This is a genomic window from Bacillus sp. TH30 (assembly GCF_016650875.1).
GTDB lineage: Bacteria > Bacillota > Bacilli > Bacillales > Bacillaceae_G > Bacillus_A > Bacillus_A mycoides.
On the sequence record NZ_JAEKEY010000002.1, the window covers coordinates 4,345,638 to 4,368,536 of the forward strand.

The following is a 22,899-nucleotide window of genomic DNA, read 5'->3' on the forward strand; positions in this document are numbered from 1 at the left end:
ATAATTTATTTCCGAATAAAGATTTCAGATGGAGTAAATATTTTTTTGGAATTATCTCGAATTCGAGATGAATTCAGTGATATAGAAGATAATGCGTAATTTCACAGCTTATATCTCGAATTAAAGATAAAATCATAACGATGGATTTTACTTTGCAGTATGGACAAAATGAATAATGAATTTTAATGTATAAAAGTTTTTAAAATGAAATAAAAAGGGGCGGAGAAAATGGAAAAGAAAACAATGGGAATTCATCACATTACAGCAATCGTAGGACACCCACAAGAAAATGTAGATTTTTATGCAGGTGTATTAGGATTGCGTTTAGTAAAACAAACAGTGAATTTTGATGATCCAGGTACGTATCATCTTTATTTTGGTAATACAGGAGGAAAGCCTGGAACAATTATTACGTTTTTTCCATGGGCAGGTGCTCGTCAAGGTATTATTGGGGACGGTCAAGTAGGCATTACGTCTTATGTCGTACCAAAAGGTACAATGGAGTTTTGGGAAAATAGATTAGAAAAATTCGACGTACCGTATACAAAAATGACTCGGTTTGGAGAACAGTATATAGAATTTGATGATCCACATGGTTTGCATATAGAATTAGTTGAAAGAGAAGAGGGCGAATTAAATAATTGGACTTTTGGGGAAGTTACGCCAGAAGTAGCAATTAAAGGATTTGGCGGTGCTGTCCTTTTATCTGCACAACCTCAAAAAACTGCTGAATTGTTAGAGCATGTTATGGGTCTTGAGAAAGTAGGAGAAGAGGGAGAGTTTATGCGGTTCCGTTCTTCTGCTGATATTGGAAATATTATCGATTTGAGATTATCAACAATTGGACGTGGGCAAATGGGTGTTGGTACAGTTCATCATATTGCTTGGAGAGCGAGTGATGATGCTGATCAATTAGACTGGAAAGAGCATGTGTCTCGCTTTGGATATGGTGTAACCCCTGTACAAGACCGAAACTATTTTAACGCAATTTATTTTAGAGAACACGGCGAAATCTTATTTGAAATTGCAACAGACCCTCCTGGTTTTGCCCATGACGAATCTTTAGAGACGATGGGTGAGGAGTTAAAATTACCGGATCGATATGAACAACATAGAAAACAAATTGAACAGACACTCTTACCATTTGAAGTGAGAAGTCTAGATTAAAGTGATTGAAAGGGGAAAAGGAATATGATGAAACATGTTTTTCAAAAAGGAAAAGATACGTCAAAACCAGTGTTGTTATTGCTTCATGGTACAGGAGGAAATGAATTAGATTTATTACCGCTTGCAGAAAGAATTGATCGGGAAGCTTCTGTATTAAGTGTTCGTGGAAATGTATTAGAAAATGGGATGCCTCGTTTCTTCCGCCGATTAGCAGAAGGTATTTTTGATGAAGAGGATCTTGTTTTCCGTACGAAGGAATTAAATGAATTTTTAAATGAAGCAGCAAAAACATATGAATTTGATAGAGATAATATCGTAGCTGTTGGGTATTCAAATGGAGCAAATATTGCGGCGAGCTTATTATTCCATTACGAAAATGCATTAAAAGGTGCAGTCCTTCATCACCCAATGGTGCCTAGAAGAGGAATAGAATTACCTAATTTAGCAGAGAAATTCGTATTTATCGCTGCTGGAACAAATGATCCAATTTGTTCACTTTCTGAGTCAGAGGAATTGAAGATGCTATTAGAAAATGTAGATGCTAATGTAACAATGCATTGGGAAAATAGAGGACATCAATTAACGATGAATGAAGTAGAGAAGGCAACAGAATGGTATGAAAAAATATTTTCACATGCATAAATAGTAGACTAAATCGAGTGTAAAATCATAAAGATTTTATACTCGATTTTTTTGTTGCAATTTAAGGGGTTAAAAGAGAATAGGAAAGTTATGTTAAAATATAAAGGAAATGTAGAATAATGGAGGGGAACTATTAGATGTCAAACTACGAAAATGAAGAAATGCTAACGGGAGGGAATGTCTCAAACGTATATCGTTCGGAAGATACTGTTCGACGAGAATTAAAGCAAGGCAGTACCAAAATTCATAAGCTATTAAATCATTTGGAAAACAAAGGTTTTAGTTATGCACCAAAGTTTTTAGGTATTGATGATAAAGATAGAGAGATATTATCATTTATTGAAGGAGAAGCTGGTAATTACCCTTTAAAAGAGTACATGTGGTCTAATGATGTTTTAAAAGAAATAGCGAAGATGCTCCGTCTTTATCATGATGCTGTGAGTGATTTCCCGTTATCAGATGATTGGAAACCGATGGATAATACTCCAAATAAAATAGAGGTTGTATGCCACAATGATTTTGCAATATACAACATTATTTTTAATAATGAAAAACCAGTAGGTATTATTGATTTTGATGTTGCGGGTCCTGGGCCAAGACTTTGGGACATAGCCTATACTCTTTACACTTGTGTCCCATTAAGTAGAGTTTATTATAAGGAAACAGGTGCGGCGGTTTATTATAATTCATTACAGCATGCAGACCGCATAAAGCAAAGAGTTAAATTGTTTTTTGAGTCCTATAAAAGTGATGGCATCGCCGAGGATTATTTGGAGATGGTACTTCTACGATTAGAAGGATTATGTAAATACATGAAAAGAAAAGCACTAGAAGGCGATATGAACTTCCAAAAGATGATAGATGAAGGGCATCTTGAACATTATGAAAATGATATTCAGTTTATTCGTAAACATGGAAAAGAGTGGATTTAATAAAATAAATCGTATACAAAAATAAAGCTCAGAGTCATATAGGGACTTTGAGCTTTTTAACGTATTAGTGTAGATGTTTTCCACAATAACCCGACTACTTATAACAGATGTCTTTTACTATATTAATGTAGCATAGTTAAGAGTTTGTTACAGGCTGAGCTGTAGCAATCGGTAATTGGATATCGACAGTTGTTCCTATGTTTAATTCACTGGAAATGAATAATTTTCCGTGATGCTCTTGAATGATTTTATAGCACATCATTAAGCCAAGGCCAGTTCCTTTTTCTTTCAAGCTATAAAAAGGTTCGCCAAGACGAGCCATGCGCTCTTCAGGAATCCCACAACCTTCATCCATAATGCGTATTGAAACAAAATCATTTTCTAACGAAGCTGTTTGAATGAATATGTTACCACCATCAGGCATCGCCTCGATTGCATTTTTTAATATGTTAATCAAAACTTGTTTTAATTGATTACTGTCACATTGAATGTCAGAAATATAATCGAAATGATCCATGATGATATGAACGCTATGCATAACTGCTGTTGGTAAAATAAAAGTTACAACTTCTTCAATTAATGTTTGTACGTTGCATGAATGAATAGATAACACTTGTGGTTTAGACATCGCCATAAATTGGCTTGTTATAGATTCCATTTGTGAAATCTCACTCAACATAACGTCCACATACCATTTATTTTCCTCATTTATTTCTGGATGTAATAACGTTAAAAATCCTTTTAATGAAGTGAGCGGGTTTCTAATTTCATGGGCAATTCCAGCTGTCAGTTGTCCTACTACTGCAAGTTTTTCGGATTTCCGTAATAACTTTTCAGTTTCTTTTAGTTCGGTAACGTCTCTTCCCATCACTATAAGACCTTTGCGTGAGCCATCAGGATGGAAGAGTGGGACTTTTGAAATGCTTAAAACTAAGTCGAAATCATTTCTATGTATAATAAATTCCTCTCCGTGAAGAATTTGTCCTTTTTGCCATGTTAGTTCATCGACTTCTTCACAATGCAAAAAAGATTCGCGGTATGCTTCGTTATATTGAATGAGTTCATTATCTTTTTTTCCATGATAAGGAACGTTATGGAAATTGAAACAAGAAAGCGCATAGTCATTCGCTTCAAGCCAGCGTCCTTCATGATCCTTAAAAATAACAAATGCAGGCATTGAATTCATTAATGTGCGTAATCGTTTCTCACTCTCTTGTAATACTTTCTCAATTCTTTCTGATTTTTCAAGGGGTTTCATAATGGCGTATACACCTGTTAAACGGTTTTTAACAAAAATAGGAACTAATTTTGTTACGACATCTAGTAAATATCCATCTTTATGATAAATAGAGACGATATACTCTTTTTGATTGTCAGCTGCAGTATTTTTTATGTATTGTAGCACTTGATCAGAAATATGTGCTTCTAAAATAGAAGTGATTGTTTTTCGCTCTAATTCGTTAGAAGTATAACCTAATATTCTTTCAGCAGAGGGGTTAATATGTAAAATAACTCCTTCTAAATTCAATGAAATAATACTATCAGGGTTATGTTCAAAAAGAGATGCATACATTTCTGCTAAAGAACGATTTTGTATATGGTTTCGCAAGCGCTCCGATACGTTTGGGTGACGCTTTTTTTGAGTAGATGAATGTTTTTTACGACTCATAATATTTCCTCCGTACAACTAGCATCTAAAAAAGATGAATCTAGTACTAACTATAATATAGGTGCAATGTGTATTTCTATAAAAAATGGAAATTATATAATAAATTTTCTTTTTTATTTTTAGTGGAAGGTAAAAAAGGTAGTAATAAGAGAATCTTATATTGCTTTATTAATATTTTCTAAGTTACATGAATGTATTTTCGTTATAACATTAGAATAGAAGAGGGGGAAGGAATATGAAAAATTATATTCAAGGAATTGATCATGTACAAGTAGCGGCGCCAGTAGGATGTGAAGAAGAAGCACGAGAATTTTATGGTAATAAAATTGGTATGGAGGAAATCCCAAAGCCAGAGGAATTAAAGAAGCGTGGTGGGTGTTGGTTTAAGTGTGGAAATCAAGAGATTCATATCGGAGTTGAGCAAAATTTTAATCCAGCTAAAAAAGCGCATCCAGCTTTTTATGTTTTGAAAATTAATGAATTTAAAAAAGGGTTAATAAAGCAAGGTATTGAAGTAATAGATGATCATGCGCGACCAGATGTAATCAGGTTTTACGTGTCAGATCCGTTTGGAAATCGAATTGAATTTATGGAAAATAAAAACTAGGTGAAGGTCCACCTAGTTTTTTACACTTTTCTAAACAATCCTAATACTTCAACAGTCTCCGTAATATTAACGAATGCATGAGGATCAATTTCCGAAATCGTTAGTTTCATACTTGCTAATTCTTCACGTGAAACGACTGTCATAAGTACACGTTTTTTCTCGTTTGAATAAGCACCTTCACCATCAAGTAACGTAATTCCACGTACTACAGTTGAAAGAAGCTTTTTTTTCATTTCTTCTGCTTGATTTGTTACAATCATAAGTGTAACTTTACGATGTTTCGTATGAACGGCATCAATTACTTTACCAGTTACATAAATTGAAAGTAAGCTTGTAAGGGCAACATCCCAAGTGAAGAAAAATCCTGCAATGACAACAACAACAGTATTTAATGCAATAAGGAATCCACCAAGTTTAATATCTCGCTTACGAGATAACAACATACCGATAATATCAAATCCACCAGTTGAACCATGGCAGTTAAAGACAAGACCAATACCAGCTCCGGCGATGACACCGCCAAATACAGATGATAAAAGTGGATCTGTTGCTACGACTTTTACTGGAACATAGTATAATGCAACAGATAATACAATTACAGAAACAACCGTGTTAAAAATTACTTTTTTTCCAAGACCTATGTATCCTAAAATAAGGATAGGTAAGTTCAATACAAAGTTAATAATACCTGTGTTTACAGGGGTTACAATCCCTAAAATAATAGCAATTCCGCCAATTCCACTACTTAAAATTTTATGGGGGATAAGGAAAAGATTAAAGGCAATTGCGATAATAATAGAACCAAAAATAACACCAAGAAATCTGACCATCTCTTTCCCGTCCTTCACTAAATAATCATATTATTTCAAGATTATATATGAAATTGAAAGTTTTTTGGGAAAACAGTTTATTTTGGAAAATTAGATTAATCTAAATAGTTCGAGTGTTTGGTAAATTGGGAGGGGGATACAGATATGAAGATAACGACGTATCAACAGAAGAGTCCTTTAAAACAAGAGTGTGAGGATTCATTTTTTTGTAATGAAGATAAAATGATTTACGGTGTATGCGATGGAGCAACACCGTTAGTTCCATTTTGTGATGAAGAAGGAAATAATGGAGCATACATCGCTTCACATTTATTTGCAAGTCATTTTACTTCGCTACGAGAGATCAATAGTTTACAAGGTGAAGTTGCAAAGGCGAATGAATTATTGCAAAACAAGATGCTAGAGTACAAGGTTGATACGAGAAAAAAAGACCATCTGTGGTGTACATGTATTGCAGCAGTTCAAATAGAAGGCGATAAACTTGAATATGCACAATTAGGTGATTGTATGATCGTTGCAATACTTCAGGATGGAGCGATAAGAGTATTAACGAAAGATACAGTTAAGGGAATTAGTAAACGCGCAAAAAAGAAGAGGGAAGAGGATCGTAAAAAAGGAGTACCAGTCCCGGAAGAACACGTTTTTCAAGATGTTCGGGAGCAGTTAAAATACAATCGCTATCTTGCAAATATGCCAAACGGCTATTCAGTTGCAAATGGGATGAAAGAAGCAATGACTTATTTACAACATGGGGAATTACATGTAGCTGATGTAAGTGGAATCTTTATTTGTTCGGACGGATTGTTCCATCCGGAGTGGTCGTTAGAACAAATTGTGATATATATAAGAAAGAATAGTATAAAAGAATATGTAGCAATCATTGAAAGGCTAGAAGGAGAAAATAGAATAAGACCAGATGATAAAACAATTATTATAATTGATTTTTAAGGGGAGGAAGTTCAAATGGAAATTAAATGTGTAAATTTAACATTTCAAGATGAATTAGTTCCTTTAGAGAAAGTAAATAAACTGATTGTCCACCATACGTCAGAAGATGGATGGGATGTGTATAAAACCCACGAATTTCATCAAAAGGTAAGAGGCTGGAGCGGGATTGGTTACAATTATTTTATTGAAGAAGATGGAACTGTAGTCGAAGGGCGAGGTTTACATATTGGAGCACATGCGAAAGATAATAATAGTGACACAATTGGAATATGTATGACGGGGAATTTTGATAAATATGATCCAACTACTGCACAAATGAATTCATTATATTCTTTATGTAAAATGTTTATGAAGCAGTTTGCCATAGAGAAAGGAAATATACTCGGCCATAGGGAGTTAGAAGGGGTTACAAAAACTTGTCCAGGAAATCGCTTTTCTATGGTAGAGTTAAGAAAAGTATTATCTTAAATATAGAGGAGTAACGAATGATGATGAACATACAAATAACGAATGATAAAAAAGAAGAGCTTGTAGCACAAATTCAGCAATTTTTCGTTGAAGAAGATTTAGATGAAATTGGACGTTTCCAAGCAGAACGTTTAATAGAAGAAATGATAAAGTTAGTAGGACCATTTGCATACAATCAAGCAATTGGAGATGCAAGAAAACTTGTAACTGAAAAATTAACAAATATTGAAGAAGATTTGTATGTGTTAGAGAAGAATGAAGGGAAGTAAAAAGAGCTATTTTGGTCGTCTTCCGTCAATTATAAAATAAGTATATGCCACGGCTTTTTTTCGATGTTTTGTTTGGAAAAGACCGTGAAATTGTTTTTGGACATATAAAATAAACCTCTTTTTTTCCAAAAGGGACCCTAGAATTAAAAAAACGTTATTCTTTCTTAACAAGCTAGATGAGAAAGAATAACGTTTTTTTTGATTGAGATTAAAAATATATTATCTTAATTTTATCTTTTTTTAATAATTTATTTATGGGCAATTTATAGTTGCTATTTATAATTCCTATATATAACAGCTATGGATACTACGAAAAAGAACTTTGGAGGTGTAACCAATTAGCTGTAATCAAAATTTAAAACATGAATTGCTCACATAGAATCTTCTTTTGGAAGATAAGTGGTGTAATTCTTTGTTAAATGAAGGAAGGGATTGGGAAGCTATGAATAAAACAATTTTAAAAACATGTATCATATCAGCAGTTTTAGGTGGAAGCCTATTAAGTGAAAAAAATGGAGAGGTGAAAGCAGAGGAGGTTACACCACAAACGAATCATACTGGTGTATTCAAAGATGTTCCAAAGGGGCACTGGTCATATGAGGCGATTCATCAATTAACAGGTGAGAAAATTATTTTCGGCTATGATGATGGAAGATTTGGTTTTGGAGATAACGTAACACGCGAACAAGTTGCAGCTTTAATGTATCGTTATTTTAATATGGCAGAAAACAAAAATTATCAGAACCCATATGGGGACGTAAGCGAAGATTCGACAAGCTATATAAAGGAAATCTTGTCTTTAACAGAAATGGGTGTTTTTAAGGGTGATGAGTATGGGAACTTTAGAACGAAGGCATCCTTAACACGTGCAGAAATGGCACAGGTTCTTACAAATGCTTTTCATTTAAAGGCAAAGAGTGATCATACTTTTAATGACGTTTCAACGAACTCATGGGCAAGAAATGCAATTAGTGCTGTTCAAACAAATAATATTGCAAAAGGAGTAGGAGGAGGGGAATTCGCTCCAAGTATGGATGTGACGCGTGAACAGTATGCACAATTTTTATACAATGCAATACAAGAAACTCAACACACGAAAGGGCAGCTACTAGCTAGTATACTTGGTGAAACAAACTGGAAAGGGACAAAAGTCTATGACAAAGATCATAATGATTTAACGAAAGAAAATCAAAATTTCATCGGGCTTGCAAAATATGATGCTAAAACTGCAAGGTATGAATTTTTTAATGCAAATACAGGAGAGAGTCGTAATGATAGCGGTACCTTTTTTATAACCAACGATGGAAAGAAAAGAGTGTTAATTTCTGAAACGCAAAATTATCAAGCAGTTGTTGAATTAACGCAATTAGACAAGGAGAAATTTACATATAAAAGAATGGGGAAAGATGCAAAAGGGAACGATGTAGAAGTATTTGTTGAGCATGTTCCTTATCAAGAAAAAGAGCTTTCTTTTACCCGACCTGATAAAAATTTAGAAAGCTCGACGGGGAAAATAGTTACAGACGTTGATGGAGATGAAATCTTATCTAGTACTCTATGGAACGGAACAGTGGTATTAGATGAACAGGGTAATAATGTAACAAACTACAACTCTAACTTAATCAGTCTAGCAAAATATGATAAAAATACAAATAAATATGAGTTTTTCAATATGAATACAGGGATAAGTCGTGGGGATTATGGTTTCTTCGATGTTGTACATGACAATAAAATAAGAGCTCACGTTTCGTTAGGAAATAATAAATATGGTGCGGTCCTTGAACTTACAGAGTTAAATAAAGATAAATTTACGTATACAAGAATAGGGAAAGATGCGAATGGAAAAGATATAAAAATCTTTGTTGAGCATGAACCGTATACAGGTGACCTAAAACCAAATTTCACAAAGTAAGATGTAAAAGTAATCTTATACTCTAGCAAAGGCATTATGTTAGAAAATGTTAGTAAGGAAAAACCTGAGTGATTAGGATTAGGTAATTATACAATAGAAGTAAAATAGTTCTTTATAGACAAATAGATGCCTTGAGGCATCTATTTGTCATTTTAAAATGATCTTATGGGTAAATGTAAAATACAAACTCTCTTACTTTCTCGGTTGTATTTTCATTTTTGAGTAGCTGACAATCTTCTCAGATCTAGTAACTTACTACTTGCACGACCATACATCGTGGCTCTTTTTTATTTGTTCTCTTTATATTCATGTATTTTCTCTTTTACATTACCGACAGTATCTTTAGCAGAGCCTTTCACCTTATCCCATTTTCCTTCAGCTTGTAATTTTTTATTGTCAGTGACTTTCCCAACAACTTCTTTTACTTCACCTTTTACTTTATCAATAGCACCTTCTACTTTTTCTTTTAAACCATGATCATGTTTAGTCATACATTTCTCCTCCTTGTAGTTTGAGTAGAATTCTCTTTTCATATTGCAAGTTGAATGATGTATCTAGTAATAGCGTAACAAATTTAGTTTGAATATTCAAATGAGTAACAGGATAGAAAGGTAATTGTCATAAAATGTATACATTCGTAATGGAAAGAAAAAGAAAGTTAATTATATGTCTTTCGCAGTCCATATTGATTTTGTATAAGCAATTTTCATATGGGCACGTTCCATATTATTTTGACTGCCGCTACCGAATCTTGCTTGTCCAACTATTAAATTACAATTGGATTCAAGAGCGGTCTCAATTCGTTTTTGAATTAATACGGTATGACAACCTTTACGTTGAAATTCTGGCAAAGTAGCAGAAGCAGCTAATGAAGCAACACCTTTATTTATATAAAGTACCCCTATACTAGCAGGAGTGTTTTGAACTTCGGCTATGAAAAAATGCCATCCTGGTTTATTGTAAAGAATTTCATTATTTTGACGAACACCATTTTTTGTAAAGGACGGCATATTAAATCCACGTATATAAATATCTGCAAAAGTATGAAACTCATTTTCTTTCAGTTTGCGTACTGAAATGTTAGAAGGGGGAAGCGGAAAATCTTGTCCCGGTATGCTATATAAAGCGGTATGGAAGCTCGATTGGTAAAACCCTTGTTGAGATAAGTATTGAAATAGTTCAGTTGTACCTTGAGCCGGTGTAATTTCAAAACGGCAAGGGATTTGTAGTGATTGATAATAAGCGATGATTTCATCTATCTCATCTGTATTTGTAAATGTAATGCCTTTTACCGTATTAAAAGCAGGACCAGCAATTATTTTTGATGAAAAGGCAGTGGCACTCCCGAACTTTTTCATTTGTACTTGCATTGGATTTCCGCTTATTTCTTGTAGTGCCTCTAATCTAGAAGAAAGCATGTGTATTTCTGCGTTCTCGATTTCTTGTGCTGTATTGACTGTCATAATTGTACTCATACGATTCCTCCGTCAATTAATATAGTTCATAGTACATATACGATTTTTCTTCTGAAATTCCTGTTGAAATGTAAGAGAATAAGAGGTTTTTTGGAAGGGAAATGGAAGCGGACTGTCGAAGGGAGTGGAAACAGATTAAAGGTGGTGCTCTCATGAAACAGAAAGACGTGCAGACATGCTCTCATTGCGGTTCTCAAAACATAGGAGAAGGTGAGTTTATCGGTTATGCACAAATACGGAAAAAGGAAACGATGTTCACATCTTCACCAGTGGATGCTTATATTTGTACAGATTGCGGGAATATCCTTTCATTAAAGGTACGGAATTATGAAAGGTTTAGGCAGAAGCCGCTATGATTGTTGAGAAGTGGTCATATCCAGCGTTGTATACGAAACGTCTTATATTAAGGGAAATTAATATGAGTGATATTTTACATATATATGAGTATGCCTCAGATAAAGAAATCTCAACGTATACAGTATGGGATGCTCATCAATCGTTACATGACACACAAAAATATATAGAAGAAATTGTGAGTCAATATGAGAAAGAAAAAGTAGCTCCCCTTGGAATTGTATTAAGAGAGGAACAAAAACTCATAGGGACTTGTGGATTTATAAAATATGATGTAACTGAACATAAAGCGGAAATTGCATACGCCTTATCACGAAAATATTGGGGTAGAGGATTAGCTACCGAGGCGGCTTCAGCTTTTTTTAGCTATGGTTTTAATGAGTTACGTCTTAATAGTATTGAAGCAGGATGTAATTCAGAAAATGAAGCATCTGAAAAATTAATGAAACGTTTGAATATGGAATACGATTGTACAATTCAAAAGGATTTGTTCATTAAAGGTAAGTATCGTGATACGAAAAGGTATTGTATATCTAGGAAAAGATATATGAATCAATGAAATATTTTATATTGAAAACTCCTTTAATTGAATAAGGGGGTTTTTGTTTTATGTATAACAATAATTACCTTTAATTGTTATAATTGGTTATTGAGAGGTGTTGTTTTTCTTAATACCACAATCATAGAAGAAAACTAGCTAAATCGTATAGAAAACCGCTATATAACACAATCGCAACCGTAAGTTGACAAAGTGCAACCGCAGGAAGATAGAGATAGGGGCAATGTTTGCATACAATTTAGTTAAGAAAACAAAGGGGGACACACATATGGGATTTGGTGAAAAGCTTTTTAAATTAAGAAAGGAAAAGGGCCTTTCTCAAGAAGCATTAGCTGAGAAATTAAACACAACAAGGCAAGCAGTTAGTAAATGGGAAAACGGTCAAGGATTTCCTGAAACTGAAAAGTTAATAATGATTGGAAATGTATTTGAAGTATCTCTTGATTACTTATTAAAAGAAACTGCTGAACAAATTAATGAAACTGAACATGGTTATTATGTAAGTACGGAAATGGCAGAAGGGTATATAGTGTACGGACAAAAGATTTCAAAATATATCGCGTTAGGGTTTAGTTTGCTTATTTTATCTACAATACCGTATTTATTATTCAAAGAAGATGTAACAATGTCGACATTTCTTGTCATTATTATTGCTGTCCTTGGAATTGGAGCAATGATGGTACCTGCAACGATAGAAGAGAGTCGATACAATGTATTAAAAAAGAAGAATTACTATTTGATCAAAACTTTTTAAAAGAATTGACAAAAAGATATGAAGTAATTAAGAAGAGGTATGCTGCAGTGATGATTGTTGGATTTTGTTTTATTGCAGCAGGAGCGATACCATTTTTATTTGAGAAAAAGCATATCACTTCAGGCGAATTAGTGCAGTATTATCCGTACTGTGTTGTACTTATTGCTATTGGAGTCTATCTTTTTGTTCGTGTTGTAGGAGTGTGGGAGATGTATCGGATTTTAGTAGAAAATAAAGAATATAGTAATCGTGTCATTTTTAAATTAAAAAAGAAAGTAAGAAAAAAGGTAGATAGTTTTTAAATAGGAGAGAACCATGTTTTGTATCGTATGTATTCAAAACATGGTTTTTATTTATTAGAATTATTTCCAAAGAAATAATTCAGAAAATACAGAAAAATATCGTAATTTTTTGTAGAAGTCTGTTATAATATACAGAAATGAAAACGCTTTAAAGGGAGGATGTAAACAATATGATGATGAATGTACCTCTAACAATTAGTTCTATGATGGAAAGGGCAGAAAAACTATTCCCGAAGAAAGAAATCATTTCACGGACGCATGATACAGTTACGACCTTAACGTATAAGCAGCTAGGGGAAAGGACAAGAAGACTTTCCAGTGCGTTAACAAAGCTTGGGATTAAAGAAGGCGAGCGCATAGGAACGTTAGCGTGGAATCATCATCGACATGTAGAAGCATATTTTGCTATTCCAGGTATTGCTTCCGTTTTACACACAATTAATATTCGTTTATCTCCTCAACATATTTCATACATTATTCAGCATGCAGAAGATCGAATTCTACTTATTGATGAAGATCTCGTACCACTTGTTGAAAATATTCAATCGCAATTATCAACTGTACAAGCCTACATTATTATGACTGATAAAGACGAACTTCCAAAAACTACACTGGAGCCTGTATATCATTATGAAAAGCTATTAGAAGAAGGCGATCCCAATTTCCAATTTGTAAAAGATATTGATGAAAATACACCTGCTGGTATGTGTTATACGTCAGCAACTACAGGGAATCCAAAAGGCGTTGTTTATACGCATCGTAGTACGGTTTTGCATTGTATGGCACTCGGTTTAGCCGATACAGCTGCTTTATCGGAAAGTGATGCGGCTATGGCAATTGTACCAATGTTCCATGTGAATGCTTGGGGGCTTCCTTTTGCAGCTACTTGGTTTGGAACTAAACAAGTTCTGCCAGGACCAATGTTTACTCCGAAAATTTTATTAGAGATGATTCAAGCTGAAAAAGTAACGATAGCAGCAGGTGTGCCGACAATTTGGCTCGGTGTATTACAAGAGTTAGAAAATAATAGTTACGATTTATCTAGTATAACGAGAATATTATGCGGTGGTGCTGCTGCACCGAAAAGCGTTATTAAAGCATTTGAGCAAAAATATAATGTTCCTTTCGTACATGCATATGGTATGACTGAAACAAGCCCGCTCGTAACACTTGCACGTTTAAAAAGTTATGAAACAGAATTATCATATGAAGAGCAATTAGAAATCCGCTCAAAACAAGGATATCTTGTCCCTGGTGTAGAGATGAAAGTAGTCGGTACAAACGGTGAAGTGAAGTGGGATGGTACTGAGATGGGAGAGTTATGTTTACGAGCACCTTGGATCGCTGAAAGCTATTATAACGATGATCGTACTGTCGAAGGATTCCGAGACGGTTGGTTATATACTGGTGATGTTGTTACAGTTGATGAGGAAGGCTGCGTGAAAATTGTTGATCGTACGAAAGATGTTATTAAAAGCGGAGGAGAATGGATTTCTTCAGTGGATCTTGAAAATGCTTTAATGGCACATGATGCTATATTTGAAGCGGCTGTCGTTGCAATTCCACACCCGCAGTGGCAAGAGCGTCCAGTTGCCTGCGTTGTACAAAAGAAAAATAGTACTGTTACAAAAGAAGAACTATATGAATTTTTAAAACCACAGTTTGCGAAGTGGTGGTTACCAGACGATATTGTATTTATGGAAGAAATACCGAAAACATCTGTTGGGAAGTTTTTAAAACAGGCACTTCGAAAAGAACTTGAGCATTTGCATAAAGAGAAATAACCGAATTTTTATTTGTAAACTTATTTTTAATCACGGTTGACAAACGTCGAAGGGAAAGATAATATAACTCCTATAATATGTTATCTAAAATCTAATTTAAGTTTACAAATAGGAGAAGCAAATATGAATACAAAAAACTTAGTTTTCGTCGCTTTATTTAGTTCTATTATGGGAGTGTTAGGGTTAATACCTCCAATTGCTCTTGCTATTACACCAGTTCCAATTACATTACAATCACTCGGTGTTATGCTTGCTGGTGGGTTGTTAGGCTCACGGCTCGGTGCGTTAAGTCAGCTTATTTTCTTACTTATAGTTGGAGTTGGAGCACCATTACTTGCTGGTGGGCGCGGGGGACCAGGGGTATTTGTTGGGCCAAGTGCAGGATATTTACTTGGTTATATCGTTGGAGCGTTTGTCATTGGATATTTAATTGAGCGTTTGCGTGAAGTTTCTATTATAAAAGTACTATGCATTAATATAATTGGTGGTATTTTCGTAGTTTATGTATTTGGTATCATTGTCCAAGCTTTCGTAATGGATATTTCCGTATGGGAAACGATGAAAGTAAGTGTCGCATTTTTACCAGGTGATTGCATAAAAGCGACTATAGCAGCGATTCTTGTGACAAGATTACATCGCTCATTGAAACATATTATTACGCCTGCTTTGAAGAATAAAAAAATTACAAATGCAGGGTAAGAAAAAGGAGAAACACGTTACTTGCGTGTTTCTTTTTATTATTTTGTAAAGGAAGGAAGTCTCATATGGGGATTACAAAAGAATATAAAAAGTATGCCTCTTTACAACCAAATAAAATAGCGATTAAAGAAAATGATAGAGTATTAACATATAAAGAATGGTTTGAGTCAGTTTGTAAAGTAGCAAACTGGTTGAATGAAAAAGAATCGCAGAATAAAACGATAGCAATTTTATTAGAGAATAGTATGGAATTTTTACAACTATTTGCTGGTTCTGCTATGGCTGGATGGGTTTGTGTGCCGCTAGATATAAAATGGAAACGAGATGAACTTAAAGAAAGAATAGCGATTAGTAAACCGGATATTATTGTGGCGGAGCAGTATAGGCTTAGTGATATATCGTGCGAAGAAGGAAGGATTATTGAGATTGAAGAATGGAAAGAAATGATTGAGAACTATCTTCCTGCATATCATTCTGTAGAAAATGTACAAAACGCTCCTTTTTATATGGGATTTACATCAGGATCGACTGGAAAAGCAAAAGCGTTTTTACGTGCTCAACAGTCGTGGGTACATAGTTTTGATTGTAATGTACATGATTTTTATATGAAAAAGGAAGATTCTATTTTCATAGCTGGGACGCTTGTTCATTCTCTTTTCTTATACGGGGCAATAAGTGCATTATTTCTAGGACAAACGGTACACATAATGAGAAAGTTTGTACCAGTTCAAGTGCTATCTAGTATAAAGATAGAGAATATTTCTGTAATGTATACAGTTCCTACAATGCTTGAGTCTTTGTATAAAGAAAATAAAGTAATTGAAAGTGAAATGAAAATTATTTCGTCAGGAGCGAAATGGGAAGTTGAAGCAAAAGAGAAGATGAAGAATGTGTTTCCTTATGCAAAAAGATATGAGTTTTATGGTGCGTCTGAGCTAAGCTTTGTAACGGCATTGGTTGATGAAGAGAGTGAAAGAAAACCGAATTCAGTAGGGAAACCTTGTCATAATGTACAAGTTCGAATATGTAATGAAGCAGGAGAAGAAGTACAGACAGGTGAGGTAGGAACTGTGTATGTGAAAAGTGATCAGTTTTTTATGGGCTATGTATCGGATGGAGCTATAATCCCGCAATTGTCCGAAGGTGGCTGGATGACAGTGCAGGATGTGGGCTACCAAGATGAAGAAGGCTTTATATATATTGTTGGTAGAGAGAAGAATATGATTTTATTTGGAGGAATCAATATTTACCCAGAAGAGATAGAAAGGGTATTACAGACACATCCAGCTGTTGAAGAAATAGTTGTGGTTGGTGTAGAAGATAGTTACTGGGGTGAAAAGCCTGTCGCTATCGTAAAAGGAAGTGCTACAAAGCAACAATTAAAGAGTTTTTGCTTACAACGATTATCATCTTTTAAAATACCGAAAGAATGGTACTTTGTTGATGAAATACCTTATACAAATAGTGGGAAAATAGCTCGCAATGCAGCAAAAAGTATGATTGAAAACAGGGAGAAGATATATGAATAGGGCGGTTATTGTAGAAGCGAAAAGAACACCTATTGGTAAAAAAAACGGGATGTTGAAAGATTATGAAGTTCAGCAATTAGCAGCACCACTTCTTACGTTTTTAAGTAAAGGAATTGAGAGAGAAATAGACGATGTTATATTAGGGAATGTTGTTGGACCGGGAGGTAATGTTGCAAGATTATCGGCTTTAGAAGCTGGGCTTGGTTATCATATACCTGGTGTAACGATTGACCGGCAATGCGGCGCTGGATTGGAAGCAATTCGTACTGCGTGTCATTTTATTCAAGGGGATGCAGGTAATTGTTATATTGCTGGGGGCGTAGAGAGTACAAGTACGTCACCTTTTCAAAATAGAGCGCGGTTTTCACCTGAAACAATTGGGGATCCTGATATGGGAGTGACAGCTGAGTATGTTGCAGAGCAATATAACATAACAAAAGAGATGCAAGATGAATATGCTTGTCTTAGCTATAAAAGAACGCTGCAAGCATTAGAAAAAGGATATATACAAGAAGAGATATTACCTCATTATTTTAATGGATTATTAGATGAATCTATAAAGCGAGAAATGAATTATGAAAGAATGATTAAGAGAACGAAACCTGTATTTTTGCAAAATGGAACGGTAACAGCAGGGAATTCGTGTGGTGTAAATGACGGGGCATGTGCTGTTCTTGTAATGGAAGAGGGGCAAGCTCGGAAATTAGGGTACAAGCCAGTTCTTCGTTTCGTTCATAGTGCTGTAGTTGGAGTTGACCCAAATCTTCCAGGAACTGGTCCGATATTTGCCGTACAAAAAATACTTAGAGAAATGAATTTAGTAATAGAAGATATTGATTGTATTGAGATGAATGAAGCGTTCGCCGCTAAAGTTGTTGCATGTGCGCAAACGTTACAAATTCCGTATGAAAAGTTAAATGTAAATGGTGGTGCAATAGCACTTGGTCATCCGTACGGTGCGTCTGGAGCTATGCTTGTAACGCGCTTGTTTTATCAGGCTAAAAGAGAGTATATGAAATATGGAATTGCTACATTAGGAATTGGGGGAGGGATAGGGCTTGCTCTATTATTTGAGAAAGTAGAAAACTAGCAAGATAACTAGTTTTCTATTTTTTCAGGAATATAGGCGTTGTTACCAGGTTTTGCTTTTATTTTGTTCCAAGCAGCGATAGCATCAGCTTTTGATTTTCCTTTGTTATTTGGATCTTCGAAAAAGTCGCGAGTAAAGCGATTGTATTCAAACTGTGTACCGATAGTTGTTTTATAGGATGGTTCTTTTTTACGTTCGTTTTCTTCGTACCAAAACGTTATCGCGTCTTCATATGTTTTTCCAATATTCTCTTTAAAAAACTTTTGAAGAGCTACTGTAAAGCGAAAGTTTGCTCCAATTTTTTCTTTGAAAAAAGCACGCACATCTTCACTACAGCGGTGATTTTCAGTAATAATTGTTTGAAGAGAAAGATCTTTATAAGAGAGGGAAGCTTTACTCACTTTTTGATGAGAACTGTTTTTTAATACTTTACCCGTAGTTAAATAATGTGAGATACGCCCGCTTATTTCAATCTTAGAGCCACTAGCTGGTAAATCATGCTCACGACAAAATGTTTGCAGTTCTGTTTTTAACCAATAATAGTTTTGGAAATCTTCAAGAGATATAGACTTTGTTAAAGGTGGGCGCATGCATATAACAACTTCTTTCTTCCATAATTTTCTTTAATTATAAAACATACGTTCCTTTTGTGGAAGGATTAATTTATAAATTTAATGGGAAGAGGAGATTACATATGGAAAATGTAATGCAAGTTCGTGTTACTGGAATTTTAATTGAAGATGAAAAAGTATTGTTAGTAAAACAAAGAGTCGCTAATCGGAATTGGTCTTTACCTGGAGGAAGAGTAGAGAATGGTGAAACGTTAGAAGAAGCGATGATTCGAGAAATGAGAGAAGAAACCGGATTAGAAGTTAAGATTAAGAGACTACTCTATGTTTGTGATAAACCAGATGCTATCCCATCTTTATTGCATATTACATTTCTGCTTGAAAGGATTGCAGGTGAAATCAAGCTTCCGTCTAATGAATTTGATCTTAATCCAATTCATGATGTACAAATGGTAGCGATAGAAGAATTGAGTAGATATGGTTTTTCTGAGAAGTTCATTAAACTTGCATCTGAAAAGTTCTTGAACGCAGGAAGTTATCAAGGGTTAAAACAAAATATTGGTTTGTAAACATAAGAGGAGGCTGTTATTTTAGAACAGCCTCCTCTTACTCTATAAGTTGTGTTTATTGTTGTATTTTGTTGGAAAATCGATATTTCTTATAGAATCGTTCATATAATTTCATTTACTGTACTACTGTGTACGAAGCAGAAAAGAGAAGTGGATGTCACACAGTTCAATGACATCCCATTCATAAAATAATCTACACTGCTGACTGTAAAGAAGAAACAAGTTGATCTAAAAACTCATCCCCACTCATAATTGCTTTTCCTCCGCCGCGAGCATTCTTTTTATTTCCGCCACCTTTTCCTTCAATAGAAGGGAGGGCATCTTTTAAAAGTGTATTCATATCGAGTGTCACTGCTTTACCACAAGCGAGAATACATTGTAATTTTTCCTCATTTTCAATAACGAAATATGTAATTGCGTGTTCTTGTTGTTCCGTAATAATAGCAGCTAGTTTTGCGACTTCTTGCATAGAGCGATTTGTAAATGCTCGAGAGATAAGTGTTCCAGCATGTATTTCTTCCGATTGTTGTAATAGTTCATTTGCTTCTACAAATAATAGTTTTTCATTCATTGCTTGTACTGCCTTTTCGTTTTCTTTTTGAGAGGTAAGAAGTTGTGCTACTTTTGCTGGAATATCAGTGTCGCTACTGTTCAATTGTTTAGAAACATCTTTCATAATTTGTTGCTGTTGTCCCATTAATTTAAGAGAGCGCCAACCAGCGATAAATGTTAAGCGTATACCACCTTTATTGCGCTCCCATCCTAGTATTTGAATAGGACCTACTTCACCTGTATGTTTCGGGTGTGTTCCACCACAACCGTTGTAATCATAATTTGCGATAATAACAACGCGTATATTTTCTGTCATAGTTGGTTCTTTGCGAAGGGGTAATGCTTTGGCCTCTTCTAAGTTCATCCATTTAATACGAATAGGGTGGTTTTCAAAAACAATTTGATTAGCAATTTGTGCGGCCTTCTCAACAGTTTCTGTAGAAAGGTTGGCAGTTTCTAAATCAATGGTTATAGTTTCTTTTCCAAGATGGAACCCGATTGTCGGTATGTTAAAGTGATCCCAAAAAGCAGCGGATAAAATGTGCTGAGCTGTATGTTGCTGCATATGATCAAAACGGCGATCCCAATCTATTTTACCCTCTACTTCTTCCATATGTAATTGTTCTACTATGAAATGGCGAATTTCTCCATCTACTTCTTCAACGTTAATTACCGGAATACCATTTAAAGTTCCAGTGTCATGTGGTTGTCCGCCGCCTGTTGGATAAAATGCAGTTTCATTTAAGACAACATATAAGTTTCCTTCTGTATCATGCTCTTGTTTTATAACTTTAGTTGTAAAGGTTTGCTGATAAGCATCGATGTAATATAATTTTTTCTCCAATTTTCTTTCCCCTTTCGTGTTAGCTAGTTTCATTGTAAAGCAATTGAAATTAGTTTCCTAATATTTCAGAAGAAAGAAACTTTTTTAGAATTTTCTTGCTATAATAAGAAGAAAATGCGGGGGGGAATGAAAATGCCATATGAAAACGGCGTAGATAAATTGCTTAGTTTAAGCAGAAATATTTCCGAATTATATCGAGAATTAAATGAGATGACCCGGATTTTAACGGATTGTAATCGAGAAAGTGTGAAATTTGATCGGTTATATGTAAAGGAGTTACTTTGGAAAAAAGAAGATGTCATAGAGAAGTATGAACAATTACTCGTCCAGCTTTGTATTAATGAATGCTTTGATTTAAAAAGTGTAATTACTGGCGAATATAAGTATACATATGAAGAAGTAGAAAGCATTGTTTTAGAATTTAATGAAAAGTATAACGTAGCTATTTTGATTAAAGATGTTTGTAAAGAACTACAGTTTACATATGGAATTGATATGGAAATAACGAGAACAGCTCGGGTATAAACATCTCAAGTATAGAAAAAGGAAAAAGAAAGCAGATCCTTTGCTTTCTTTTTTTATGTAGGAAAAGGGAGAGTAGGTTTAAAGATGAAGGGGAAGTTACAAAATATTCATCCACTTGGAATGAGTATCATTATAGGGACATTATTTGCTAGGTTTGCAACTTCAATGAGCATTCCTTTTTTAGCGATTTATTTAACGACTGTTAAAGACGTATCGGCTGGAATGACCGGTGCTATCATTGGAACGAGTGCGCTTGTTGGAGTGTTTGCTAGTTTTATTGGGGGCAATTTATCTGATCGATTTGGTCGAAAGATGATTATAATATGGTCCATGATTGTTTGGGTGTTTGTATTTATAGGATTTTCAGTTGCAGAGCATGTTTTGAGTTTCTTTCTATTAAACGCTTTGAATGGCTTATGTCGTTCTTTTTTTGAACCGACATCAAGAGCTTTATTATCAGATTTAACGAAACCAGAGTATCGTTTACTCGTATATAATTTGCGTTACGGTGCAATAAATGTTGGAGTAGCGATGGGTCCACTTGTTGGATTACAGATTGGAAGTGCAAAATCAACGATTCCTTTTTTAGTAGCCGCTGGAGTGTACATTTTATATACAGTTATATTAGCGTTTCAATTTAAGAAATATCCACTTGATAAAAAGAAAGTAGCTACAGAAAATCCGGTCACAATGTTAAGTGCGGTTCGGATTTTGCGAAAAGACATAGTATTTTTAGTTGCTTTAGTCGGAATCATTTTGAGTAATAGTGGTTTTTCACATTTAACGACGACACTATCTCAATATTTTGCAAACGCACATATATTTCAAGATGGAGTAAAGTTGTTCTCATATATGCTAACTTTAAATGCGATTACAGTAGTAGTTATTCAATACCCTGTTATTCAAATGTGTAAAAAGTATACGCCGTTAGCATCTATTATGGTTGGAACGTTATTTGTGAGCGGGGGATTGTTTGGATTTGGACTAGTAGAATCTATGTTAGGGGCTGCTATATGTACAATTATTTTTACATTCGGAGAAGTATTAATGTTTTCAATGACAGATGTATTTATTGATGAGATAGCTGTTCCACATTTGAAAGGGACATATTTTGGAGCTATGGGATTTTCAGGAATTGGAGTAGTAATTGGTCCTTGGTTTGGCGGGATACTTCTCGATCATTATGGATATCAAAATGGCTTTATAGTATTTTTAATATTAGCTATATTTTCAAGCATAGCGTTCCCAGTTCTTTTAGTGACAAAAGGTTTAATGAAAAAAAGATATATTAGAAATTCTAAAATAGAAATACATGCGAAATAACATGAGCCCGAGCAAACTAAAAAGTTGCTCGGGCTCATGTTTGTGTTTATAGTAATCCTTAATTTGAAAAAAGAACTTTCTTTTCATGCTTATTGGCAACTTCGTTTTTGGAAATATGAATGGCTAAACATCCATTCTCTAAACAGGCTAGCATCTTGTTATAAATGATATTAGTAGGTAAAGGAACAATCCGCTGTAAAGAAGTGTTTTTATAAAGTATACAAATGTTTAGGCCTGTCTCCATCTTTTTAATGAGTACATTTTGTGCAGTTGCATTTGGTACATCTGTTTCCAAAATGTATTCTTGTTCTGTTTCACAAAGGTCAATATGAATTTGATTTGGAAAACTAAAGTTGCTACAAGAATCAGAACAAAATTGATCCATCCATTCTTCGAAACCATCAACATGAAAAAGACAATCCTTCTTTTTCTTGCCCATGAAAGACACCCTCCGTAAAATCTCAATTCATACTATGTTATGCATGAATGAAATAGAGGTGAAGAACAAATAGAAAAATATAAACATT

Annotated in this window: 24 protein-coding genes and 1 pseudogene; 18 read left to right on the forward strand and 7 right to left on the reverse strand. The window is 34.5% G+C overall.

The genetic code is table 11. From position 1 onward, the window contains the following. The first annotated feature begins 228 nt into the window (after nt 1–228). From JFU20_RS24625 to JFU20_RS24635, 3 genes are all read left to right on the forward strand, one after another. Nucleotides 229–1,167, forward strand: coding sequence for a ring-cleaving dioxygenase (locus JFU20_RS24625; RefSeq protein WP_002014246.1), 939 nt, complete (start codon nt 229–231; stop codon nt 1,165–1,167). Between the two features lie 24 nt (nt 1,168–1,191). Beyond that, nucleotides 1,192–1,809: an alpha/beta hydrolase gene (locus JFU20_RS24630; protein WP_002014249.1), complete on the forward strand. Its 618-nt coding sequence runs from the start codon at nt 1,192–1,194 to the stop codon at nt 1,807–1,809. A 137-nt stretch (nt 1,810–1,946) separates the two neighbouring features. Continuing rightward, nucleotides 1,947–2,741 (forward strand): phosphotransferase, encoded by a 795-nt coding sequence (locus JFU20_RS24635; RefSeq protein WP_002014251.1) that lies wholly within the window; start codon nt 1,947–1,949, stop codon nt 2,739–2,741. 136 nt (nt 2,742–2,877) lie between these two features. On the opposite strand, the gene JFU20_RS24640 is transcribed toward JFU20_RS24635, so the two are convergent. After that, nucleotides 2,878–4,410 carry a BA3702 family sensor histidine kinase gene (locus JFU20_RS24640; protein ID WP_201038959.1) on the reverse strand — a complete coding sequence of 511 codons (1,533 nt, stop codon included), beginning with the start codon at nt 4,408–4,410 and terminating at the stop codon, nt 2,878–2,880. Between the two features lie 235 nt (nt 4,411–4,645). Between JFU20_RS24640 and JFU20_RS24645 the strand changes: the two genes are divergently transcribed. Beyond that, complete coding sequence (locus JFU20_RS24645; RefSeq protein WP_002014253.1) at nt 4,646–5,017, forward strand: VOC family protein; 372 nt, start codon at nt 4,646–4,648, stop codon at nt 5,015–5,017. Between the two features lie 20 nt (nt 5,018–5,037). On the opposite strand, the gene JFU20_RS24650 is transcribed toward JFU20_RS24645, so the two are convergent. Continuing rightward, nucleotides 5,038–5,847 carry a YitT family protein gene (locus tag JFU20_RS24650; protein WP_000251329.1) on the reverse strand — a complete coding sequence of 270 codons (810 nt, stop codon included), beginning with the start codon at nt 5,845–5,847 and terminating at the stop codon, nt 5,038–5,040. Nucleotides 5,848–5,991: 144 nt separating this feature from the next. On the opposite strand from JFU20_RS24650, the gene JFU20_RS24655 reads away from it, so the two are divergent. The 4 genes from JFU20_RS24655 to JFU20_RS24670 all read left to right on the forward strand — a co-directional run bounded on the left by JFU20_RS24655 (nt 5,992) and on the right by JFU20_RS24670 (nt 9,444). Beyond that, on the forward strand, nt 5,992–6,795 hold the full coding sequence (locus JFU20_RS24655; RefSeq protein ID WP_033715885.1) for a protein phosphatase 2C domain-containing protein: 804 nt from the start codon (nt 5,992–5,994) through the stop codon (nt 6,793–6,795). A 15-nt stretch (nt 6,796–6,810) separates the two neighbouring features. After that, nucleotides 6,811–7,263, forward strand: a complete 453-nt coding sequence (locus JFU20_RS24660; protein ID WP_002014256.1) for a peptidoglycan recognition protein family protein — start codon at nt 6,811–6,813, stop codon at nt 7,261–7,263. A 17-nt stretch (nt 7,264–7,280) separates the two neighbouring features. Further along, nucleotides 7,281–7,532, forward strand: coding sequence for a DUF2164 domain-containing protein (locus JFU20_RS24665; protein WP_002014257.1), 252 nt, complete (start codon nt 7,281–7,283; stop codon nt 7,530–7,532). 442 nt (nt 7,533–7,974) lie between these two features. Continuing rightward, a complete protein-coding gene (locus tag JFU20_RS24670) occupies nt 7,975–9,444 on the forward strand; it encodes a DUF4822 domain-containing protein (protein WP_033716217.1) in 1,470 nt (489 codons plus the stop codon). Between the two features lie 287 nt (nt 9,445–9,731). Here the strand turns inward: JFU20_RS24670 and JFU20_RS24675 are convergent, their stop codons facing one another. Next, nucleotides 9,732–9,935 (reverse strand): CsbD family protein, encoded by a 204-nt coding sequence (locus tag JFU20_RS24675; RefSeq protein ID WP_002014260.1) that lies wholly within the window; start codon nt 9,933–9,935, stop codon nt 9,732–9,734. Between the two features lie 171 nt (nt 9,936–10,106). Beyond that, a complete protein-coding gene (locus JFU20_RS24680) occupies nt 10,107–10,919 on the reverse strand; it encodes a GNAT family N-acetyltransferase (protein ID WP_002014261.1) in 813 nt (270 codons plus the stop codon). Between the two features lie 152 nt (nt 10,920–11,071). On the opposite strand from JFU20_RS24680, the gene JFU20_RS24685 reads away from it, so the two are divergent. The 7 genes and pseudogenes from JFU20_RS24685 to JFU20_RS24715 all read left to right on the forward strand — a co-directional run bounded on the left by JFU20_RS24685 (nt 11,072) and on the right by JFU20_RS24715 (nt 17,990). Further along, nucleotides 11,072–11,275 carry a hypothetical protein gene (locus JFU20_RS24685; RefSeq protein WP_033710153.1) on the forward strand — a complete coding sequence of 68 codons (204 nt, stop codon included), beginning with the start codon at nt 11,072–11,074 and terminating at the stop codon, nt 11,273–11,275. Next, on the forward strand, nt 11,272–11,832 hold the full coding sequence (locus tag JFU20_RS24690; protein ID WP_201038961.1) for a GNAT family N-acetyltransferase: 561 nt from the start codon (nt 11,272–11,274) through the stop codon (nt 11,830–11,832). The genes JFU20_RS24685 and JFU20_RS24690 overlap by 4 nt, the downstream gene beginning before the upstream one ends. Nucleotides 11,833–12,100: 268 nt before the next feature. Further along, nucleotides 12,101–12,888, forward strand: a pseudogene (locus JFU20_RS24695) (helix-turn-helix domain-containing protein). Between the two features lie 170 nt (nt 12,889–13,058). Continuing rightward, a complete protein-coding gene (locus JFU20_RS24700; RefSeq protein ID WP_002014264.1) occupies nt 13,059–14,672 on the forward strand; it encodes a long-chain fatty acid--CoA ligase in 1,614 nt (537 codons plus the stop codon). 123 nt (nt 14,673–14,795) lie between these two features. After that, entirely contained in the window at nt 14,796–15,371 is a 576-nt protein-coding gene (locus JFU20_RS24705) for a biotin transporter BioY (RefSeq protein WP_002014265.1), read from the forward strand. A 65-nt stretch (nt 15,372–15,436) separates the two neighbouring features. Then, complete coding sequence (locus JFU20_RS24710) at nt 15,437–16,900, forward strand: acyl-CoA synthetase (RefSeq protein WP_201038963.1); 1,464 nt, start codon at nt 15,437–15,439, stop codon at nt 16,898–16,900. After that, the gene (locus JFU20_RS24715; RefSeq protein WP_002146313.1) at nt 16,893–17,990 is read left to right on the forward strand and encodes an acetyl-CoA C-acyltransferase; all 1,098 of its coding nucleotides are present in this window, start codon (nt 16,893–16,895) and stop codon (nt 17,988–17,990) included. Before JFU20_RS24710 ends, JFU20_RS24715 begins: the two co-directional genes overlap by 8 nt. Nucleotides 17,991–17,998: 8 nt before the next feature. Here JFU20_RS24715 and JFU20_RS24720 read toward each other — a convergent pair whose 3' ends face one another. After that, complete coding sequence (locus JFU20_RS24720; RefSeq protein WP_002014269.1) at nt 17,999–18,580, reverse strand: DUF6434 domain-containing protein; 582 nt, start codon at nt 18,578–18,580, stop codon at nt 17,999–18,001. A gap of 104 nt (nt 18,581–18,684) precedes the next feature. Here JFU20_RS24720 and JFU20_RS24725 point away from each other — a divergent pair, with 104 nt between their 5' ends. Then, nucleotides 18,685–19,128 (forward strand): NUDIX hydrolase, encoded by a 444-nt coding sequence (locus JFU20_RS24725; RefSeq protein WP_002137718.1) that lies wholly within the window; start codon nt 18,685–18,687, stop codon nt 19,126–19,128. Between the two features lie 193 nt (nt 19,129–19,321). Here the strand turns inward: JFU20_RS24725 and JFU20_RS24730 are convergent, their stop codons facing one another. After that, the gene (locus JFU20_RS24730) at nt 19,322–20,524 is read right to left on the reverse strand and encodes an alanyl-tRNA editing protein (RefSeq protein WP_157381559.1); all 1,203 of its coding nucleotides are present in this window, start codon (nt 20,522–20,524) and stop codon (nt 19,322–19,324) included. A gap of 132 nt (nt 20,525–20,656) precedes the next feature. Between JFU20_RS24730 and JFU20_RS24735 the strand changes: the two genes are divergently transcribed. Further along, a complete protein-coding gene (locus JFU20_RS24735) occupies nt 20,657–21,049 on the forward strand; it encodes a hypothetical protein (RefSeq protein ID WP_002137716.1) in 393 nt (130 codons plus the stop codon). Nucleotides 21,050–21,133: 84 nt separating this feature from the next. Continuing rightward, a complete protein-coding gene (locus JFU20_RS24740; RefSeq protein WP_002014277.1) occupies nt 21,134–22,372 on the forward strand; it encodes an MDR family MFS transporter in 1,239 nt (412 codons plus the stop codon). 58 nt (nt 22,373–22,430) lie between these two features. Here the strand turns inward: JFU20_RS24740 and JFU20_RS24745 are convergent, their stop codons facing one another. Continuing rightward, the gene (locus JFU20_RS24745) at nt 22,431–22,811 is read right to left on the reverse strand and encodes an Hsp20/alpha crystallin family protein (protein WP_002014278.1); all 381 of its coding nucleotides are present in this window, start codon (nt 22,809–22,811) and stop codon (nt 22,431–22,433) included. Nucleotides 22,812–22,899: the final 88 nt, after the last annotated feature.

What these genes read in the sequence shown, in the direction of transcription:
- JFU20_RS24625 (WP_002014246.1), top strand. Translation starts at nt 229, where the DNA reads ATGGAAAAGAAAACAATGGGAATTCATCACATTACAGCAATCGTAGGA.
- JFU20_RS24630 (WP_002014249.1), top strand. Translation starts at nt 1,192, where the DNA reads ATGATGAAACATGTTTTTCAAAAAGGAAAAGATACGTCAAAACCAGTG.
- JFU20_RS24635 (WP_002014251.1), top strand. Translation starts at nt 1,947, where the DNA reads ATGTCAAACTACGAAAATGAAGAAATGCTAACGGGAGGGAATGTCTCA.
- JFU20_RS24640 (WP_201038959.1), bottom strand. Translation starts at nt 4,410, where the DNA reads ATGAGTCGTAAAAAACATTCATCTACTCAAAAAAAGCGTCACCCAAAC.
- JFU20_RS24645 (WP_002014253.1), top strand. Translation starts at nt 4,646, where the DNA reads ATGAAAAATTATATTCAAGGAATTGATCATGTACAAGTAGCGGCGCCA.
- JFU20_RS24650 (WP_000251329.1), bottom strand. Translation starts at nt 5,847, where the DNA reads ATGGTCAGATTTCTTGGTGTTATTTTTGGTTCTATTATTATCGCAATT.
- JFU20_RS24655 (WP_033715885.1), top strand. Translation starts at nt 5,992, where the DNA reads ATGAAGATAACGACGTATCAACAGAAGAGTCCTTTAAAACAAGAGTGT.
- JFU20_RS24660 (WP_002014256.1), top strand. Translation starts at nt 6,811, where the DNA reads ATGGAAATTAAATGTGTAAATTTAACATTTCAAGATGAATTAGTTCCT.
- JFU20_RS24665 (WP_002014257.1), top strand. Translation starts at nt 7,281, where the DNA reads ATGATGATGAACATACAAATAACGAATGATAAAAAAGAAGAGCTTGTA.
- JFU20_RS24670 (WP_033716217.1), top strand. Translation starts at nt 7,975, where the DNA reads ATGAATAAAACAATTTTAAAAACATGTATCATATCAGCAGTTTTAGGT.
- JFU20_RS24675 (WP_002014260.1), bottom strand. Translation starts at nt 9,935, where the DNA reads ATGACTAAACATGATCATGGTTTAAAAGAAAAAGTAGAAGGTGCTATT.
- JFU20_RS24680 (WP_002014261.1), bottom strand. Translation starts at nt 10,919, where the DNA reads ATGAGTACAATTATGACAGTCAATACAGCACAAGAAATCGAGAACGCA.
- JFU20_RS24685 (WP_033710153.1), top strand. Translation starts at nt 11,072, where the DNA reads ATGAAACAGAAAGACGTGCAGACATGCTCTCATTGCGGTTCTCAAAAC.
- JFU20_RS24690 (WP_201038961.1), top strand. Translation starts at nt 11,272, where the DNA reads ATGATTGTTGAGAAGTGGTCATATCCAGCGTTGTATACGAAACGTCTT.
- JFU20_RS24700 (WP_002014264.1), top strand. Translation starts at nt 13,059, where the DNA reads ATGATGATGAATGTACCTCTAACAATTAGTTCTATGATGGAAAGGGCA.
- JFU20_RS24705 (WP_002014265.1), top strand. Translation starts at nt 14,796, where the DNA reads ATGAATACAAAAAACTTAGTTTTCGTCGCTTTATTTAGTTCTATTATG.
- JFU20_RS24710 (WP_201038963.1), top strand. Translation starts at nt 15,437, where the DNA reads ATGGGGATTACAAAAGAATATAAAAAGTATGCCTCTTTACAACCAAAT.
- JFU20_RS24715 (WP_002146313.1), top strand. Translation starts at nt 16,893, where the DNA reads ATGAATAGGGCGGTTATTGTAGAAGCGAAAAGAACACCTATTGGTAAA.
- JFU20_RS24720 (WP_002014269.1), bottom strand. Translation starts at nt 18,580, where the DNA reads ATGCGCCCACCTTTAACAAAGTCTATATCTCTTGAAGATTTCCAAAAC.
- JFU20_RS24725 (WP_002137718.1), top strand. Translation starts at nt 18,685, where the DNA reads ATGGAAAATGTAATGCAAGTTCGTGTTACTGGAATTTTAATTGAAGAT.
- JFU20_RS24735 (WP_002137716.1), top strand. Translation starts at nt 20,657, where the DNA reads ATGCCATATGAAAACGGCGTAGATAAATTGCTTAGTTTAAGCAGAAAT.
- JFU20_RS24740 (WP_002014277.1), top strand. Translation starts at nt 21,134, where the DNA reads ATGAAGGGGAAGTTACAAAATATTCATCCACTTGGAATGAGTATCATT.
- JFU20_RS24745 (WP_002014278.1), bottom strand. Translation starts at nt 22,811, where the DNA reads ATGGGCAAGAAAAAGAAGGATTGTCTTTTTCATGTTGATGGTTTCGAA.